Source organism: Psychroserpens sp. Hel_I_66, from assembly GCF_000799465.1.
Classification (GTDB): Bacteria; Bacteroidota; Bacteroidia; order Flavobacteriales; family Flavobacteriaceae; genus Psychroserpens.
In genome coordinates this window covers 1,174,449-1,192,841 of the sequence record NZ_JUGU01000001.1, presented here as the reverse complement: position 1 = coordinate 1,192,841, position 18,393 = coordinate 1,174,449, and the positions used below count along the sequence as shown (strand labels likewise).

Annotated in this window: 18 protein-coding genes; 12 read left to right on the top strand and 6 right to left on the bottom strand. The window is 33.9% G+C overall.

Going from position 1 to position 18,393, the window contains the following annotated elements; all coding sequences use genetic code 11:
• The first annotated feature begins 7 nt into the window (after positions 1-7).
• The gene (locus tag GQ40_RS05355; protein ID WP_316931459.1) at positions 8-499 is read left to right on the top strand and encodes an SRPBCC family protein; all 492 of its coding nucleotides are present in this window, start codon (positions 8-10) and stop codon (positions 497-499) included.
• Between the two features lie 112 nt (positions 500-611).
• Here the strand turns inward: GQ40_RS05355 and GQ40_RS05350 are convergent, their stop codons facing one another.
• Positions 612-1,337 carry a phosphatase PAP2 family protein gene (locus GQ40_RS05350; protein ID WP_052184158.1) on the bottom strand — a complete coding sequence of 242 codons (726 nt, stop codon included), beginning with the start codon at positions 1,335-1,337 and terminating at the stop codon, positions 612-614.
• A 199-nt stretch (positions 1,338-1,536) separates the two neighbouring features.
• On the opposite strand from GQ40_RS05350, the gene GQ40_RS05345 reads away from it, so the two are divergent.
• The 7 genes from GQ40_RS05345 (at position 1,537) to GQ40_RS05315 (ending at position 9,634) form a co-directional block, all read left to right on the top strand.
• A complete protein-coding gene (locus GQ40_RS05345; protein ID WP_047546418.1) occupies positions 1,537-3,390 on the top strand; it encodes a DNA topoisomerase IV subunit B in 1,854 nt (617 codons plus the stop codon).
• A complete protein-coding gene (locus tag GQ40_RS05340) occupies positions 3,390-3,869 on the top strand; it encodes a hypothetical protein (RefSeq protein ID WP_047546416.1) in 480 nt (159 codons plus the stop codon). The genes GQ40_RS05345 and GQ40_RS05340 overlap by 1 nt, the downstream gene beginning before the upstream one ends.
• Positions 3,870-3,873: 4 nt before the next feature.
• Entirely contained in the window at positions 3,874-6,555 is a 2,682-nt protein-coding gene (locus GQ40_RS05335; RefSeq protein ID WP_047546415.1) for a DNA gyrase/topoisomerase IV subunit A, read from the top strand.
• Between the two features lie 111 nt (positions 6,556-6,666).
• Positions 6,667-7,098 (top strand): thioredoxin family protein, encoded by a 432-nt coding sequence (locus GQ40_RS05330; RefSeq protein WP_047546413.1) that lies wholly within the window; start codon positions 6,667-6,669, stop codon positions 7,096-7,098.
• Between the two features lie 23 nt (positions 7,099-7,121).
• On the top strand, positions 7,122-8,090 hold the full coding sequence (locus GQ40_RS05325; protein WP_410523952.1) for an FAD:protein FMN transferase: 969 nt from the start codon (positions 7,122-7,124) through the stop codon (positions 8,088-8,090).
• Complete coding sequence (locus GQ40_RS05320; RefSeq protein WP_047546411.1) at positions 8,087-8,299, top strand: DUF4266 domain-containing protein; 213 nt, start codon at positions 8,087-8,089, stop codon at positions 8,297-8,299. The genes GQ40_RS05325 and GQ40_RS05320 overlap by 4 nt, the downstream gene beginning before the upstream one ends.
• An 18-nt stretch (positions 8,300-8,317) precedes the next feature.
• Positions 8,318-9,634 carry a DUF3570 domain-containing protein gene (locus GQ40_RS05315; protein ID WP_047546409.1) on the top strand — a complete coding sequence of 439 codons (1,317 nt, stop codon included), beginning with the start codon at positions 8,318-8,320 and terminating at the stop codon, positions 9,632-9,634.
• A 34-nt stretch (positions 9,635-9,668) separates the two neighbouring features.
• Here GQ40_RS05315 and GQ40_RS05310 read toward each other — a convergent pair whose 3' ends face one another.
• The 3 genes from GQ40_RS05310 to GQ40_RS05300 all read right to left on the bottom strand — a co-directional run bounded on the left by GQ40_RS05310 (position 9,669) and on the right by GQ40_RS05300 (position 11,316).
• Positions 9,669-10,457: a TerC family protein gene (locus GQ40_RS05310; protein ID WP_047546407.1), complete on the bottom strand. Its 789-nt coding sequence runs from the start codon at positions 10,455-10,457 to the stop codon at positions 9,669-9,671.
• Between the two features lie 2 nt (positions 10,458-10,459).
• A complete protein-coding gene (locus GQ40_RS05305) occupies positions 10,460-10,846 on the bottom strand; it encodes a hypothetical protein (RefSeq protein WP_047546404.1) in 387 nt (128 codons plus the stop codon).
• An 86-nt stretch (positions 10,847-10,932) separates the two neighbouring features.
• Positions 10,933-11,316 (bottom strand): helix-turn-helix domain-containing protein, encoded by a 384-nt coding sequence (locus tag GQ40_RS05300; protein WP_047546401.1) that lies wholly within the window; start codon positions 11,314-11,316, stop codon positions 10,933-10,935.
• Positions 11,317-11,621: 305 nt separating this feature from the next.
• Here GQ40_RS05300 and GQ40_RS05295 point away from each other — a divergent pair, with 305 nt between their 5' ends.
• The 3 genes from GQ40_RS05295 to GQ40_RS05285 all read left to right on the top strand — a co-directional run bounded on the left by GQ40_RS05295 (position 11,622) and on the right by GQ40_RS05285 (position 13,904).
• The gene (locus GQ40_RS05295) at positions 11,622-12,752 is read left to right on the top strand and encodes a M14 family zinc carboxypeptidase (RefSeq protein WP_047546399.1); all 1,131 of its coding nucleotides are present in this window, start codon (positions 11,622-11,624) and stop codon (positions 12,750-12,752) included.
• A 73-nt stretch (positions 12,753-12,825) separates the two neighbouring features.
• Positions 12,826-13,305 (top strand): Lrp/AsnC family transcriptional regulator, encoded by a 480-nt coding sequence (locus GQ40_RS05290; RefSeq protein ID WP_047546397.1) that lies wholly within the window; start codon positions 12,826-12,828, stop codon positions 13,303-13,305.
• Positions 13,306-13,388: 83 nt separating this feature from the next.
• Positions 13,389-13,904, top strand: coding sequence for a DinB family protein (locus GQ40_RS05285; protein WP_047546395.1), 516 nt, complete (start codon positions 13,389-13,391; stop codon positions 13,902-13,904).
• Positions 13,905-13,955: 51 nt separating this feature from the next.
• On the opposite strand, the gene GQ40_RS05280 is transcribed toward GQ40_RS05285, so the two are convergent.
• A complete protein-coding gene (locus tag GQ40_RS05280) occupies positions 13,956-14,444 on the bottom strand; it encodes a hypothetical protein (protein WP_047546393.1) in 489 nt (162 codons plus the stop codon).
• Positions 14,445-14,572: 128 nt separating this feature from the next.
• On the opposite strand from GQ40_RS05280, the gene GQ40_RS05275 reads away from it, so the two are divergent.
• Complete coding sequence (locus GQ40_RS05275) at positions 14,573-17,515, top strand: FAD-binding and (Fe-S)-binding domain-containing protein (protein ID WP_231565546.1); 2,943 nt, start codon at positions 14,573-14,575, stop codon at positions 17,513-17,515.
• Here the strand turns inward: GQ40_RS05275 and GQ40_RS05270 are convergent.
• Positions 17,507-18,364 (bottom strand): UDP-2,3-diacylglucosamine diphosphatase, encoded by an 858-nt coding sequence (locus GQ40_RS05270; protein ID WP_047546389.1) that lies wholly within the window; start codon positions 18,362-18,364, stop codon positions 17,507-17,509. The genes GQ40_RS05275 and GQ40_RS05270 overlap by 9 nt on opposite strands.
• Positions 18,365-18,393 lie beyond the last annotated feature (29 nt).

Here is an 18,393-nt window from a genome sequence, read left to right as displayed (position 1 = left end):
GGTTTAATTGGCTAGAATTTTATTGATTATCCTCAAATTAGCCATGCCAACACTACAGATCAAAACCCAAATCAATGCAGATATCCAAACGTGTTTTGACTTAGCCCGCAATATAGATTTCCATAAACTATCCATGACCGATTCCAATGAAAAGGCAGTCGCAGGAAAAACCTCGGGATTGATCAATATTGGAGAGTGGGTAACTTGGGAAGCGACTCACTTTGGTGTAAAACAGCAACTGACTTCAAAAATTACAGAATTTGAGAACCCTAACCGCTTTGTTGACGAACAGGTGAAAGGAGCGTTAAAAAGCTTTAGACATGAGCATATTTTTATTTCCGAAGAAAAAGAAAAAACGCTTATGATTGATATTTTCGACTTTAAATCACCTTTTGGTATCTTCGGAAAAGTAGCCAATCAATTGTTCTTAAAACGTTACATGACAAATTTACTTAATGAAAGAAATGCAATACTTAAGCAAGAGGCCGAAGCTATTTAAGTTTCCGAAGTATTAAAACGTATATCGTAAACTAAATCCGTCATAACGTTCACCAATTGGTGTAAATCCTGACGTTGTAGAAAAGCCAATTTGAGTGTCTCCAGATTTCTTTTTATGCAATTCTGGGATATAATAACCAGCCAATGCCCCCTAAAGTATACCCTAAAAGTACATCGGTCAAAAAATGTTGACCAGCTTCTATTCTATAATATCCCACAGCTGCAGGTAGTAAAGCTGCACCAGCCCAAACGTAAGGAATGGCTCTGGAGTCTGGGTTAAAATCCTGAAACACTTTCGCTGCAAAAAACGTAGCTGTTGAAGTCGCAGCAACATGACCTGAGTAAAATGATCGTGTTGCAGATGTGCTTAAGCGTCTATTAAGTGGTGCCTCTTCGCTATATGCATAAGGTCTGGCTCTATTGGTCAATCCTGCGGAAATTGTAAATAGTGTTGACGTTGTTGCAAGACTCTCTATATAAATACCAAATAATTGTCCTGCGTGATCATTAGCCTTACCATCCAGCAAAAGTGCAAAAGGTGCAGCAAAGGATATTGCAAAAGGGATATCACTTATTTTACTGGCATCTTCTGAGAAGTTTCCTGCAGCCCAACGGTCAATACCGTTTATATCATCAATATTATTTCTAAAATTTTCAAGTTCAAGTTCGGTAAACGGTTCTTTATTTTGAATAATCAAAAAACCACCAGCACTACCTGCTAAAGCAGCACCTGTCCAAATACCATCACGCGTCCAATCCCATTCATAAGGAGAGGTACTTTGTTGCGCATTAATATTTAATGATAATAAGATTAAGATTATAACAAGTATTCTTTGCATAACTTTTTTCGCAAAAATATGTACAGATTGTATTAATGATTAATCTTTTTAAAGAATAAGTTAACTCAATTGAAACATTTTAAAAGGTTAGGTAATCAACAATATTGGGCATTTATTGTTAATTACTTTATACAAACCCTATTTCATTTTTTGATACCTTATGTTATATTAGCGTACTATCTAAATTATTCACTTATTTATGTCTCAAGAAACCAAATATACCGAAGAAAACATACGCTCGCTCGATTGGAAAGAACACATTCGTATGCGTCCAGGTATGTATATTGGTAAATTGGGTGATGGCTCATCTCCAGATGACGGGATTTATATTCTTGTTAAAGAAGTACTTGACAATTCTATTGACGAATACGTCATGGGAGCAGGGAAAACGATAGAGATTTCCATTCAAGGCAATAAAGTGATTGTAAGAGATTATGGTCGTGGTATCCCGTTAGGGAAAGTGGTAGATGTCGTTTCTAAGATGAACACGGGTGGAAAGTACGATTCTCGAGCGTTTAAAAAATCGGTAGGTTTAAATGGTGTTGGTACCAAAGCGGTAAATGCATTATCCAATTATTTTAGAGTAGAATCTACAAGAGATGGTAAATCGGCTTCTGCGGAATTTGAGCAAGGAAACCTTACCCACGAAGAATTGCTCGACGATACATCCCGAAGAAAAGGAACAAAAGTCTCTTTCATACCAGACGAAGCCATTTTTAAAAATTACAAGTACCGAAACGAGTATGTCTCCAAAATGCTCAAAAACTATGTGTATTTAAATCCCGGATTAACCATTGTTTTTAACGGTGAGAAATATTTTAGTGAAAATGGACTTAAAGATTTATTATCAGATAATATTAATGAAAGCGATCGCCTTTACGACATCATCCATCTCAAAGGAGAAGACATTGAAGTAGCGTTAACACACAGTAAAACACAATATAGCGAAGAATATCACAGTTTTGTAAACGGTCAGAACACAACCCAAGGAGGAACACATCTAGCAGCCTATAGAGAAGCATTGGTCAAAACCATTCGTGATTTCTACGGAAAAAACTACGAAGCGTCTGATATTAGGAAATCTGTCGTATCTGCGATTTCGATAAAGGTCATGGAGCCCGTTTTTGAAAGTCAGACGAAAACAAAACTTGGTTCTACAGATATGGGAGGTGAATTGCCTACCGTACGAACGTATATCAATGATTTTTTAAAGCGCTATCTCGATAATTATTTACATAAGAATCCTATTGCTGCGGAAAAAATCCAGCGTAAGATCCTGCAGGCAGAACGCGAGCGTAAAGAACTTTCAGGAATTAGAAAATTGGCAAAGGACAGGGCTAAAAAAGCCAGTCTTCACAATAAAAAATTAAGAGATTGCAGAGTTCATTTTGGTGATACAAAAAACGAACGTAATCTTGAGACTACATTGTTTATAACAGAGGGAGATTCCGCATCTGGTAGTATTACAAAATCTAGGGATGTCAACACCCAGGCGGTTTTCAGTTTAAAGGGAAAACCTTTAAATTGCTATGGTTTGAGCAAAAAAATAGTCTATGAAAATGAAGAATTTAATTTGCTTCAAGCAGCATTGAACATTGAAGATTCAATGGAAGATTTGCGCTACAACAATGTCGTTATAGCCACAGATGCAGATGTTGATGGGATGCACATTAGGTTATTGTTGATTACATTTTTTCTTCAGTTTTTTCCAGAAGTGATTAAAGAAGGTCATTTGTATATTTTACAAACCCCATTGTTTAGGGTGCGTAATAAAAAGGAGACGATCTATTGTTATTCCGAAGAAGAAAGAAGGGACGCCATTGAGAAATTAAAACCTAAACCAGAAATTACACGATTTAAAGGTCTAGGAGAAATTTCTCCAGATGAGTTTGTTCATTTTATTGGTGAAGATATTAGATTAGATCCAGTAATGTTGGATAAAGATATGTCTATAGAGGAGTTGTTGTCTTTCTATATGGGAAAAAACACACCAACACGTCAGGAATTTATTATTGATAATTTAAAAGTTGAATTAGATATCATTGAGGAATAATGAGAATCGATAATTCAAAAGTTAAAAATACGATCGTATCAATTTATTTCATTTTGATTGTTTCTGCAGTATCATTTTTAGCTGTTTTCAAAACGTTTACTAATGAGAATTCAAATCTTTTATTGATATCAATTGCCATAATAATAACTTTTGCTGCCTTATTTTTTATTGTTCACTATATTTCTAAATATTTTGAATATGATAGTGACGGAGTTAAAGTCGTTGTTAGAAACAAAGGTTTATTACTTTCAGACAAGATAAATTACAGGGAAAACATTTTAGAATTTGATAAAAAGAATTTCTCTGCCTATAAATTTAAGAACTACTTTTTTTATAAAACATTAACCTTCTATATAAAAGATAGAAAGGGAAAGACCAAAAAGCATACCTTTAATGTGACATTGGTAACAAAAAAAAAGAGACGGTATATTAAACAATCATTGAATAAAATGATTAAAATGAATAGAAAATCAGAATAGATTAATGAGTGAAGACAAAACGGATTTTATAGAAAATCAAGACGAACCGCAAGAAAGCATTACCAGAGTTACTGGTATGTATAAAGATTGGTTTCTTGATTACGCTTCTTATGTGATTTTAGAACGTGCAGTGCCAGCTATAGAAGACGGTTTTAAACCCGTACAACGACGTATCATGCATTCTATGAAAGATCTAGACGATGGTCGTTACAATAAAGTGGCGAACATTGTTGGTCATACGATGCAGTATCATCCGCATGGAGATGCAAGTATTGCAGATGCCATGGTACAAATTGGCCAAAAAGATTTGTTGATTGACACACAAGGTAACTGGGGAAATATTCTAACGGGAGATAGCGCAGCAGCATCGAGATATATCGAGGCTCGTATTTCTAAATTTGGTTTGGATGTGGTGTATAATCCCAAAATTACAGAGTGGCAAGCAAGTTATGATGGCAGGCGTAAAGAACCAGTAAATCTTCCTGTGATGTTTCCTTTGCTTTTGGCGCAAGGAGGAGAAGGAATTGCTGTAGGTTTGTCAACTAAAATACTACCTCATAATTTTATAGAGCTTATAGATGCCTCTGTAAAGCATCTCAACGGAAAACGTTTTACCATTTACCCCGATTTCCCGACAGCAGGTATTGCAGATATCTCTAATTATAATGACGGATTAAGAGGTGGAAAAGTAAGAGTTCGCGCCAAGATCTCACAATTAGATAAAAACACGCTAGTTATTACTGAAATTCCCTTCGGAACAAATACCTCTTCATTAATTGATTCTATCCTAAAAGCGAACGATAAAGGGAAAATTAAGATTAAAAAAATTGAAGATAACACTGCTGCAGATGTAGAAATATTAGTGCATTTACCTGGCGGAATTTCTCCAGACAAAACCATTGATGCACTCTATGCATTCACAAATTGTGAGTCTTCAATATCACCTTTAGGATGTGTGATTGAAGATAATAAACCCCTATTTGTGGGCGTAACCGAAATGTTGAGACGCTCAACAGACCATACAGTTGAGCTACTTAAAAGTGAATTGGAAATTAAATTAGGCGAGTTTGAAGAACAATGGCATTTCGCATCTCTTGAGCGAATTTTTATTGAAAAACGAATCTATCGAGATATTGAGGAAGAAGAAACTTGGGATGGCGTAATCAATGCAATTGATAAAGGTCTACAACCACACATCAAGCACTTAAAACGTGAGATTACAGTTGATGACATTACAAGACTTACCGAAATTAGGATAAAACGTATTTCTAAATTTGATATCGATAAGGCCCAACAAAAAATTGACGCTTTAGAAGATCAAATTGCTGAGGTGAAACATCACTTGGCAAACTTAATTGCATATGCGATTGCTTATTTTCAACGTCTCAAAAAAGATTATGGAGCAGGAAGAGAACGCAAGACAGAGTTAAGAGCTTTTGAAGATGTTGATGCAACAAAAGTGATTATTAGAAACACTAAACTTTATGTCAACAGAGCCGAAGGTTTTATTGGCACCTCTCTTAAAAGAGATGAATATGTTTGTGATTGCAGTGACATTGATGACATTATCGTATTTACCAACGATGGTAAAATGATGGTGACCAAAGTAGATAGCAAAACCTTTATTGGCAAGGATATTATTCATGTTGCAGTCTTTAAAAAGAAAGACAAGCGTACAATTTATAATATGATTTATCGTGATGGCTCTAAAGGAGCGACTTATGTTAAGCGTTTTGCGGTGACATCAATGACAAGGGATAAAGAATACGATTTGACCAATGGCACCAAAGGTTCTAAGCTATGGTATTTTTCTGCGAATCCTAATGGAGAAGCAGAGGTTATTACAATTTATCTGCGTCAAGTTGGAAGTATTAAAAAATTAAAATGGGATTTGGATTTTGCTGAGGTCTTGATTAAGGGACGAACATCAAAAGGAAACCGAGTCACAAAACATCCAGTTAAAAAAATCGAACTTAAGGAAAAAGGGGTTTCTACTTTAAAACCTCGTAAAATATGGTTTGACGATACAGTTCAACGACTTAATGTTGATGAAAGAGGTGATTTAATAGGAGAGTTTAGAGGAGAAGACCGATTGCTAATTATTTTACAGTCTGGTGTTGTAAAAACAATTTTACCAGAGCTAACGACACATTTTGATGATGACATGATTGTTTTAGAAAAATGGATTCCTAAAAAACCAATATCTGTAATCTATTATAATGGAGAAAAGGAAATGTATTATGTGAAACGTTTCTTAATAGATAATGAAGGTAAAGAAGAATTATTCATTTCTGAACATCCAGATTCCCAACTGGAAATCGTATCTACAGATTGGAAGCCAATGGCAGAGATTGAATATAAAAAGGAGCGTGGTAAAGACCGTAAGGAAAACGAAACGGTAAATCTTGAAGAATTTATTGCAATTAAAGGGATTACTGCTTTAGGTAACCAATTAACTAAAGATAAAATAAACCAAGTGAGCTTATTAGACCCTTTACCTCATGAAGAGCCTGAAGAGGTGCCAGCAGAAGAAATTGAAGTAGTTGACGAGACTGTTGAAGGCGAAACCGAGGACACTGAAAAAAGCTCAATTTCCGAAGTGAATAAAAACAAATCAACTTCATCAAATAATGAGGATGATGACGATTTGGATATTGATGACAAAGGACAAGTCACTTTATTTTAATACTTCTGAAGAATACAAAAGATATGACTATTAATTTAATAGTATTTTAACTTAGTAAAGGTAAGTTTTAAGTCGATTTAGCGTTTACTTTGAATAGAAAATAGATTTATTATGAAAAAAGGACTTCTTGTTTTGTTTTTATTAATTTCTGTAACAGGATTCTCTCAAAATTGGCTTACAGATTTCGAAATGGCAAAAAAAAATGCCAAAAATGATGATCTAAATATAATTTTAGTTTTTCAGGGATCAGACTGGTGCGCACCTTGCATCAAATTAGACAAAGAAATTTGGGATACTGAAGAGTTTAAAACATATTCCAAAAATCATTTTGTTATGCTTAAAGCAGATTTTCCGAAGAGAAAAAAAAATGCATTATCTGTTGATCAACAAGCACATAATGATAAATTGGCAGAGGCTTACAATAAAAACGGATATTTCCCTTACGTTGTTGTTTTAGATGAAAATGGAAACGTTTTGGGATCTACCGGTTATAAAAAATCATCTCCCAAAGAGTACATAAAAATATTAGAATCATTTAAATAAAAGTGATCGTGAAAGTCTTTTCAATCCACTTGCTTGTTTTATTGATTTGTGCTCAAGTAAGTGCGCAAATTACCCATAAGCGAACTTTAAAACTTATGGGAAGTAGATTTGATATCACAGTTGTGGCAAAAGATACAACGCAAGCAAATGTAGATATTGATATAGCAGTTTCAGAAATTACAAGAATAGAAAAATTGATTTCTTCTTGGGACCCAAATTCACAGACTTCAGAAATCAATAGAAATGCTGGTATAAAGCCAGTGGTTGTTGATAAAGAGCTTTTTGATTTAATCGCTAGAGCGATTTCAATCTCTAAATTAACAGATGGTGCTTTTGATATTTCATACGCTTCAATGGATAAGATTTGGAAGTTTGATGGGAGTATGAAAGAGATGCCTTCCGAAGAAACCATAAAAGCTTCCGTAGAAAAAGTAGGCTATCAAAATATAGTGCTTGATGTTGCTAATTCTTCGGTTTTTCTTCGGAAAAAAGAAATGAAAATCGGTTTTGGAGCCATTGGTAAGGGTTATGCAGCAGATAAAGCTAAATCACTTTTAATCGAAAAAGGAGTCGTTTCAGGAATTATAAATGCTTCTGGCGATATGAATACCTGGGGAAAACAGGTTAATGGTGAAGAATGGAAAGTGGCAATTACCAATCCGTTAAACAAAAATAAAGCATTTGCATTGTTACCAATTACAAATGGAGCTGTTGTGACTTCTGGTAATTATGAAAAACAAGTCACTTTTAATGGTATAAGATATACACACATTATTGATCCCAGAACTGGTTATCCTTCTTCTGGGCTTATAAGTGTTACTGTTTTTGCTCCAAAAGCAGAACTGGCAGATGCTTTGGCAACATCTGTTTTTGTAATGGGCAAAGAGGTTGGCTTAAATAGAATTAATCAGTTACCAAATATAGAATGTATAATAATTGACGAAAAAGGAGATCTATTTACGTCTAACAATATTGAAATCAATAAAATATGATCAAGCAAATAATAGTATTAATCATGGTTTTGTCATTGGCGACATCATGTGTAGCGGTGAAAGAGTACGAAAAAGTGAACTTAAATGATCCAGATATGGTGTTGGCAGATAAAAAATCTGACCGAAATATTTCAACTGCACACTCTTACAGAGAAGCAGCATCTGGAGCTAATGGAGGAAAAACTGGAGGTGGTTGCGGTTGCAACTAATTATTTAAAAAATATAATTTGAAACAAATAAGTTTATTAGTTATCGCTTTATTATCCATACAGTTTGTTATCGGACAAACACAAGATTCTACTCAAGTTTATAAAAAAAGAGTTTTAGAATCAACAGAAGTTGACTTTTTATCGAGTTATTATTCCCAAGATGGTGATAATGCTGCTGTAAGTGGAGGTATAGGTACAGAAGAGTTAACAGATGTTACCGCAACATTTATTGTATCCATCCCCTTAAATGATGATGATATTTTGACGATTGATGCAGGAGTTTCAGCATACACCTCTGCATCGTCAAGTAATGTTGGCCCTTTTGATGGAAGCAGTCCTGCAGATCCTTTTGTTGCGAGTTCTGGAGCCTCAGCATCTGATTTATGGTCGAATTTAACAGGTTCTTTCAGTCATAGTTCCGATGATAGAAATGATATCTGGTCTGCAAAAGTTTCAGTCTCTGCGGAATATGATTATTTCTCGGTTGGAGCTGGTGGTAGTTATACCAAACTCTTCAATGAAAAGAATACCGAAATCAGCATTAATGGAAATATCTTTATTGATACTTGGAACGCTATTTATCCAACCGAATTAAGACCTTTTGAACAGGGAGGGGCAGGGTTAGATAGTAATTTGTTTTCTCAATACACGATTACTGGTAATACGAATTATAATCCTAATTTCACATTTTTTGATAATGAGGGAAGAAATACTTATGCCATAGGTTTTGGCTTTTCGCAAATTTTATCTAAAAAATTGCAAGGTTCATTGGCATTAGATTTAGTGCAGCAGGAGGGTTTGCTCTCAACTCCGTTTCAAAGAGTATATTTTAGTGATATTGCAGACTCGTTTATTGAGGATTTTCAGTTAGCAGATGATGTTGAGCGCTTACAAGATACAAGGTTTAAAATTGCTGTAGGTGGTCGATTAAATTATTACATAAATGAAACCTTTGTTGTAAGAACATTTTATCGCTATTATACAGATGATTGGGGAATTAAATCGCATACAGCAAGTGTAGAAGTGCCTATTAAAATTACAGATAAATTTACATTATATCCATCATATAGATTTTACAATCAAACAGCAGCAGATTATTTTGATGTGTACGAAGGTCATTTGTCTACAGAAGAGTTTTACACCTCAGATTATGATTTATCTAAGTATTCTGCGAATCAATTTAGCTTTGGGGCATCTTACACAGACATTTTTACAAAATTTCATATTTGGAAATTAGGACTTAAAAGCATCGACTTAAAATACACACTGTACGATAGGGATAACACTTTAAGTGCAAATATTATATCTGCAGGATTTAAGTTTGTAATGGATTAATATCAATTCTAATTGATATATCATTTGTAATATCTCATTTCATTTTTTTACTGATCTTATAATTAAGAAACTCTACAAACAATGAGAACGCAATTGCAAAATAAAGATAGCCTTTAGGTATTGCACCTACTTTATTTCCAAAAAATGCGGTATGTGATAGGTGAGCAGCTTCAGTAATCAACATAAAGCCAATTAAGATTAAAAAGGCTAGTCCTAACATTTGAATACTAGGGTTGTTGTTGATAAATTTACGAATTGGGTTAGCAAAACCTATCATAATACCTATAGAGATCATTACTGCAATAATCATTAAAATCAAAGTATAGTTATGGTTGGGATGCAATCCGTTGGTCATCCCAACAGCAGTAAGAATAGAATCTATTGAAAAAATAAAATCAATAATAACAATTTGAACAATTGCGTTTGAAAGAGATTTGATTTTCTTTCCCTTCATTTCATCTTCATCATGATTTGGATGCGTTGCCTTTTCTCTAATCTCAGAGGTACTTTTGTATATTAAAAATAATCCACCAGCAAACAAAATGATTGCTTGCCAACTAATATGAAGTTCGATCCAGCTTGTTTCCAAGCTGTAAAATGGTTTTGATAATCCCACTAAAAAAGATACAAAAAACAGCAAGATAATACGCTGTACCATGGCTAGTAACAATCCAATATTAGTGGCTTTGCCCCTTTGGTTTTCAGGTAATTTGTTTGCAGCAATAGAGATAAAAACAATATTGTCTATACCTAGAATGATTTCTAAAAAAGTTAAGGTTAATAAAGCTAAAATAGCATCACCCGATAATAAAAATTCTAACATATCTATTTAATTTTTCTTGCTGTTCCTCTCTCAACACGTTTCTTTTTGTAAGCATCTTTTGCTGCCAATTGGTATTCAAACGTATAGGAATCTTGAGAGGTGCTCAGGATTTTCATATGGATCGCTTTCTCTTCGCTTTGACTTTTTGGGTTTATTTTCTTCTGAATAAACTCACAATCATTAATCCACCTAATAGAGGCAGAGTCAATCTTGTTCTCGTAATAATCGATATTATAATCTTTTGTACGCACAAAAGTCCCTTTTTTTTCTATGCCATTAACAGTGTAGGTAAATTCAAAGGTTCCAGTCTTAAAACTGGCACAATCTCTTTTTACTTCATAGCAATTTAAGAAAATCAAAGGTGTGAGAATTAGGATGAGGCGACGCATAGTATTTATTTTATGCAAAATTACGAAACCGCTTACTAATTATTACAAATATTCAAATTATGATGAACACATTTAAAAAATAGAATTTACTGTTCAAAATTCTTAAAACTACCATCGGTATAAAAAATCACGATGCGCTCAATCTTTTTTTCTTCGGAAACATGAGAATTCGAAACCTCTTCCTTTTTTGGATTATCGATCTTTTTAGCTTCAGAAAATTTTTCAACTTTATGTTCATCCTTCGCAGAAGGAAATTGTCCCTTTCCGTTCATCAACCAATACAATTCTACTTCGGGAAAGGAGGAAAGCACTTTCAAAACAAAATCTAGACTTGGCTTATTTCTACCCGATAAAATGTGTGAAATACTTGAGCGCTGCACACCTATTTTTTCAGCAAAAGAAGAAGCTGATTCACCATAAAAATCGATGACTTTTTGAAGTCGTTTTGTAAATTGCTCGTTGTTTATCATTGTAAACTTGTAAACTGTGATTTTGTAACGTTACAAATGTAAACATATTGTTTGAAATAGTGCAAAACAATGTTGAATAAGATTTATTATATTAAATTATAGATTTATATAAATATAAGTATATTACTGATTATAAATTATTTGATATTAAATTTTAAAATACATTGCATTATTTTCAATTCGTAATTTAAGCCTGAAGTACATTCGTATACAAATGTAACTAATTGCGTTAATTTAACAGGTAATTCAGTGTTTACATTTGTAAATTATCAATTGTTTACCTTTGTAATATTCAATACAAATCCATGCAAATAGAATTTTTAAAATCGCTATTTAGTTCATCAAAAGAATCGTCACTTTTTGGGCGCTACATTCATTATGAACACATTGAGCATCTGCTTAAAAAATTAGATAAAAAATGCATTGTCGAGAAAGTTGGTGAGTCTGTAAATAGACTTCCGGTTCATACTGTCACTTTTGGTTCTGGTGAAAAGAAAATATTAATGTGGTCGCAAATGCATGGCAACGAAAGCACAACTACAAAAGCTATTTTTGACTTATTAAATCTCATTTCCGAAAAGAATGAAATATCAGATACAATTTTAAAGCGCTGTACAGTAAAAATTATTCCTATTCTAAATCCTGACGGAGCAAAAGCTTACACCCGATTGAATGCCAATAATGTGGATTTAAATAGAGATGCCCAGGATTTGACCCAGCCAGAAAGTTTGATTTTACGAAAGGTTTTTGATGATTTTGATCCTGATTTTTGTTTTAATCTTCACGGTCAGCGCACAATATTTAGCGCAGGTAGCTCAAATAACGTGGCTACGGTTTCTTTTTTGGCTCCTTCTCAGGATAAAGAGCGTTCTGTGACTGCAACACGAAAAAAAGCAATGGAGATTATTGGGGTAATGAATAAAAACCTACAGCAACAAATAAAAAATCAGGTCGGTATTTACGATGATGGTTTTAATATTAATTGTGTTGGTGATACATTTCAATCTGCAAATGTGCCAACAATTTTATTCGAGGCTGGTCACTTTGATAATGATTATGATAGGGAATTGGTGAGATTTTATATATTTCAGTCGTTATTGGTCTCGATTAATTTTATTGCAAAACATGATATTACGGGAGATGCTTATGGATCTTATTTTGAGATTCCGAATAACGACAAACTTTTTTATGATATCATAATAAGGAATTCAAAAAGAGGTGATGTTGCCATTCAATATTTAGAAAAGCTGGTGGACGAAAGCATAAAATTTGTACCTAAAATTGAAAAAATATCTGACTTAAATCTAAATTTTGGTCACAAAGAGATTGATGCTAATGGAAATGAGGTATTTGATGATGATAACAAATTGATAATGGAGGGGAACGAAATCGATTTCGTAATGATAAATAATGAAAAATTCTCATTATTATTATAAAATAATAGGGTTTTAGTACATTTTCTTTAAAGAAAATGCTTTATTTTTGCTTTAAATTTAATAATAATTAAAAATGGCAAAGTTTAAATTAGACGAGATTGATCACCAAATATTAGATATGTTGATTGATAATACTAGAATTCCTTTCACTGATATTGCTAAAAAATTAGTGATTTCTGCTGGTACAGTTCATGTTAGGGTAAAGAAAATGGAAGAGGCAGGAATAATTCGTGGGTCTTCTTTAACATTAGATTATTTAAAGTTAGGATATTCTTTTATTGCATATGTTGGTGTGTTTTTAAATAACACGTCTCAAACTAAATTTGTTTTAGAGCGTATACAAGAGATTCCCTATGTAACAGTTGCTCACATTACAACTGGTAAATTTAATATTTTCTGCAAGGTGAGAGCTAAAAATACATCTCACGCAAAAGACATTATTTTTATGTTAGATGATATTGAGGGCATCTATAGAACAGAAACCATGATTAGTCTTGAAGAGAGTATTAACGATAAAAAACGTCTAATGCATACGATTTTTAACGAACTATAAAAATATTGATATAGTATAAGTTAACCCTTCATTACAATGGTATTGAAGGGTTTTTTATTACTTTTAATTTTTAAAATTTGATTATGACAAAAGAAGATTTATCAATCAACGAGTACAACCCATATTACCAGCAATATATTCAAAAAGCTGGAGATGCGAGTATTTCAAAAGGTTTAAAGGAAAATGGAGATGTTACTATAGCTTTTTTGGAGTCTATTCCAGAAGATAAATTAGACTATAGATACGAAAAAGATAAATGGACCATCAAGGAGATTATCCAGCATTTAATTGATACAGAGCGCGTTTTTGCCTATAGGGCTTTGTGTATCGCGAGAAAGGATAAAACATTATTTCCAGGATATGACCAAGATCAATATGTTCTTTCCTGCAATGCAAGCGACAGATCGATAATTAGTTTAATGAACGAATATAAAGCTGTAAGGCTGGCAAGTATTATGTTGTTTGAAAGTTTTTCTTTAGAAATGCTTACAGAAATAGGAATTGCAAGCAGCAGTAATTTATCTCCAAGAGCTGTGGCGTTTATTATAATTGGTCATGAGAATCACCATTGCGAGATTATTAGAGAACGGTATTTGTAAAAAAAAAAGCTACTTCAAATGAAGTAGCTTTAATTAAATTGTTCTCTATAGTTAGAATCTGTATCTAATCCCTAGTGCGATATCAAAATCCAAATCATCTCTAAAATCACCAAAACCTAATTCAGGTCTAGCATCAAGTGATAATTGTAAAGGGAAATCAAAATTGTACTCAATACCAATGTCACCAGCAGCAAAGAAAAAAGTTTCGCTGTCATCATTATTGTCATTAAAAGGTTTGTCAAAGCTGTATGATCCAACACCTCCACCAACACCTGCGTACCAGTTAAAGCCACCTTCAATATTCCAAACCCATTGGTAGATACCAGCAAGTTTAAAGCCATCATAACCATTACCGCTTCTTAGGCCTAAATCAATTTCAACACGATTGTTATCTCCAAGACCTCTTTGGTAAGAAATCTCAGCTCCAAAACCATCACTATCACCTAAACGAAGACCAATCGCGTTATCCGAAATATCCTGCGCATTAGATAAAGTTGTAAATCCAATAAAAGCAATAGCTACTAAAAGTATTCTTTTCATAATTTAGAATTTTAAATTTAAGTTATATTACAGCCTATAAGCTGTAAAAATTATAACGACAAAACTATGTTAAAATTGAATACGAAATTATAATTTTAAGAAAAATTTGTGGCGTTATTAATCAAATTATGAACTCATTCAACATGGAAAATAATACAGGATCTGGACTTCGTGATTTAAAACTAAATATAGAAGGCGAGTTATATTATGATGATTTAATGAAAACGTTGTATGCGACAGATGCTTCAGTGTATCGCATGATGCCTTTAGCGGTCGCGATTCCTAAAACAAAAAGTGATTTAAAACAATTAATAGCGTTCTCAAAAGAGTACGAAACATCGTTGATTCCTCGTGCAGCGGGAACATCGTTAGCAGGACAATGTGTTGGTGAAGGGATCGTTGTTGACGTCTCCAAATATTTTACAAAAATATTAGATGTCAATGAGGTTTCGAAAACGGTCACAGTGCAACCAGGAGTCGTAAGAGATGAACTCAATAATTACTTAAAACCATTCAATTTATTTTTTGGGCCAAATACATCAACCTCAAATAGATGTATGATTGGAGGTATGGTTGGAAATAATTCATCAGGTACCACATCCATAAAATATGGCGTTACTAGGGACAAAGTTTTAGAACTTCGAGCCATTTTGAGCGATGGAAGTGAAGTGGTTTTTAAAAATTTGTCTTCGGAAGAATTTCAGCATAAAACAAAACTCGATAATTTAGAAGGGGAAATCTACAGAAGTATTTTTTCTGAATTGTCTCCGGAAAGCGTCCAGCAACAAATAATATCAAATTTCCCAAAACCTGAAATACACCGCAGAAACACAGGTTACGCTATTGACGAATTAATTAAAACCAGCATATTTTCCGAAGAAAAAACGGAATTTAATATGTGTAAACTACTTACAGGTAGTGAGGGAACACTAGCGTTAACGACTCAAATTACGTTACAGCTAGACGATTTGCCTCCTGTGGAAAGTGTGATGGTTGTAGCACATTTCAGCAGTATAGATAACTGTATGAATGCGGTCGCGTTTACGATGAAGCATGATTTATATGCTTGTGAAATGATAGATAAAACCATTTTGGACCTAACAAAGCATAACAAAAACCAAGAAAAGAACAGGCAATTTATACAAGGAGATCCTAAGGCAATATTGATTTGTGAACTCAAATCCAATGAAAAAGAGGATTTGCAAAAACAAGCTAAAAATCTCCAAACAGACTTACAGATCTCAAATCTAAGCTATGCGTATCCATTACTTGTTGGTGATGATATTGATAAAGCTAACGAGTTGCGAAAAGCTGGTTTGGGTTTATTGGGAAACATGATTGGTGATGAAAAAACTGCTGCTTGCATCGAGGATACTGCAGTCGCTTTAAGTGATTTGTCAGGTTATATAAAGGATTTTTCAAACTTGATGGAAACCTACAATCAAAAACCAGTGTACTATGCGCACGCTGGAGCTGGAGAGCTGCATTTAAGACCAATTTTGAATTTAAAAAAGAAAGCAGACGTTATTTTGTTTCGAAAGATAACTACAGATGTGGCGCATTTGGTAAAACACTATAACGGGTCGATGAGCGGTGAGCATGGTGATGGCATTGTGCGCGCAGAGTTCATTCCCATGATGATTGGAGATGATAATTACGAAATTCTGAAACGGATAAAATCTAAATTTGACCCACAAAACATATTTAATCCTGGCAAAATTGTAGATGCTTATCCAATGGATAAATCGCTACGCTATCAGCCAGATAGAGTGGAGCCTGAGGTAAAGACGCTTTTAGATTTTTCATCCTCTTTGGGTATTCTTCGGGAAGCCGAAAAATGCAATGGTTCTGGTGATTGCAGGAAGTTGCCAGAGTTTGGTGGTACAATGTGCCCAAGCTATCGCGCAACCAGAAACGAAAAGGATACCACAAGAGCGAGAGCCAATGCGCTGCGTGAATTTTTGACAACATCGACTAAGCCAAATAAATTTGATCACGAAGAATTAAAGCAGGTTTTTGATTTATGCCTTAGTTGCAAGGCTTGCGCAACTGAATGCCCAAGTAGTGTGGATGTAGCGAGTTTAAAGGCAGAATTTCAGTACCAATACCAAAAGACGAATGGTGTTTCTTGGCGTACTAAATTGTTTGCTTATAATAATAGTTTAAATAGCTTCGGAAGTAAAATTCCTAAACTCACAAACTTTCTGTTTTCTAATAGTGTCTCGTCTGCTTTCTTGAAAAATACCTTCGGAATAGCGAAACAAAGAAGCTTGCCTTTAATTTCAAATAAAAGTTTAGATAAAGTGTTTCAATCGTCTAAAAATAAATTAGATACAGATGATTATATAAAAGAATTGTATTTGTTCAACGATGAGTTTACCAATCATTTGGATACTTCGATTGGTGTTGACGCATTAGAGCTTTTAAAGGCTTTAAATTATAAGGTGAACTTAATCACCCATTCGGAATCTGGTCGTTCATTTTTATCAAAAGGGCTATTGGAAAAAGCTAAACATTTTGCAAACGAGAATGTATCGGCTTTTGAGGGTCTCATTTCAGAAGACAAGCCTTTGATAGGTATTGAGCCTTCAGCAATTTTGACGTTTAAAGATGAATATTTGAGGTTGGCAGATAATAAATCTTCCGCAGAAAAAATCGCAGCTCATACCTTTTTGATAGAAGAATTTATAGAAAATGAAATAAAACTGGGTAATATCAAGCCAGAGCAATTTACTTCCGCAGAAAAAACAATCAAATTTCATGGACATTGCCATCAAAAGGCTTTGGCGAACCAATCGTCAAGCTTTGCGGTATTGAATCTTCCTAAAAATTATAAAGTAACGATAATACCAAGCGGTTGTTGTGGTATGGCTGGTAGTTTTGGTTATGAAAAAGAACATTATGAGGTGAGCATGCAAATTGGCGAGCAAACATTATTTCCAGCAATTAGAAGCGCACATGATGATGTTCAAATTTCTGCAAACGGGACAAGTTGCAGGCATCAAATTAAAGATGGTACCTCACGTGAAGCATTACATCCAATAACCATACTTAGACGAGCTCTAATTTAATGATTTAGACTTTTTTTTCTTTTGCTCGATTACGGTTATAGCAGCAATTAGGTCTTTGACCTCCATATCTTTTATATCTTGATCTGCATAGAAGGCGCGTAGTTTATCTTGATCGTAATTGTAAAGTTTCCAGCGTTTGAATTGGTATTCTAAAGCTGTAAAATTCTCAATCCAATCTCCAGAATTTAGATAGGTAGTAGAGCCATATTTGTTTTCTACTGTCGTCATCTTTGGTTGATGTATATGTCCACAAATCACAAAATCGTACCCTTTTTCGATGGCAAGATCTGTCGCAACTTTCTCAAAATCATTAATATATTTAATAGCTCCTTTGACGCTATTTTTGATTTTTTTGGATAGCGAGTATTTTTCCCTTCCCATTCGTTCCAGCCACCAATTCACAAAACGGTTAAGTAAAATTAAAAGGTCATAGCCATAACCACCTAATTTTGCTAGCCATTTAGCATTTTGGATGGATACATCAAAAACATCTCCATGAAAAATCCAAGCCCTTTTCCCATCTATTTCTAAAACAACTTTGTCAACAACAGAGATATTACCAATGGTAGTGTCGCTAAATTTCCTAAGCATTTCGTCGTGATTTCCAGTAATGTAGATGATTTCAACACCATTAGCAGCCATATCCATGATTTTTTTGATAACTCTCAAATGGGATTTAGGGAAGTAGCTTTTCTTAAACTGCCAAATATCAATAATATCGCCATTTAAAATTAATTTTTTTGGAGCTATACTATTAAGATAAGTGAGTAGTTGTTTGGCGTGACAGCCATAAGTGCCAAGATGCACGTCTGAAATAACAACAACTTCTACTTTGCGCTTAGATTTCAATTGGACTACATAGTTTAGGTAGCAAAGAA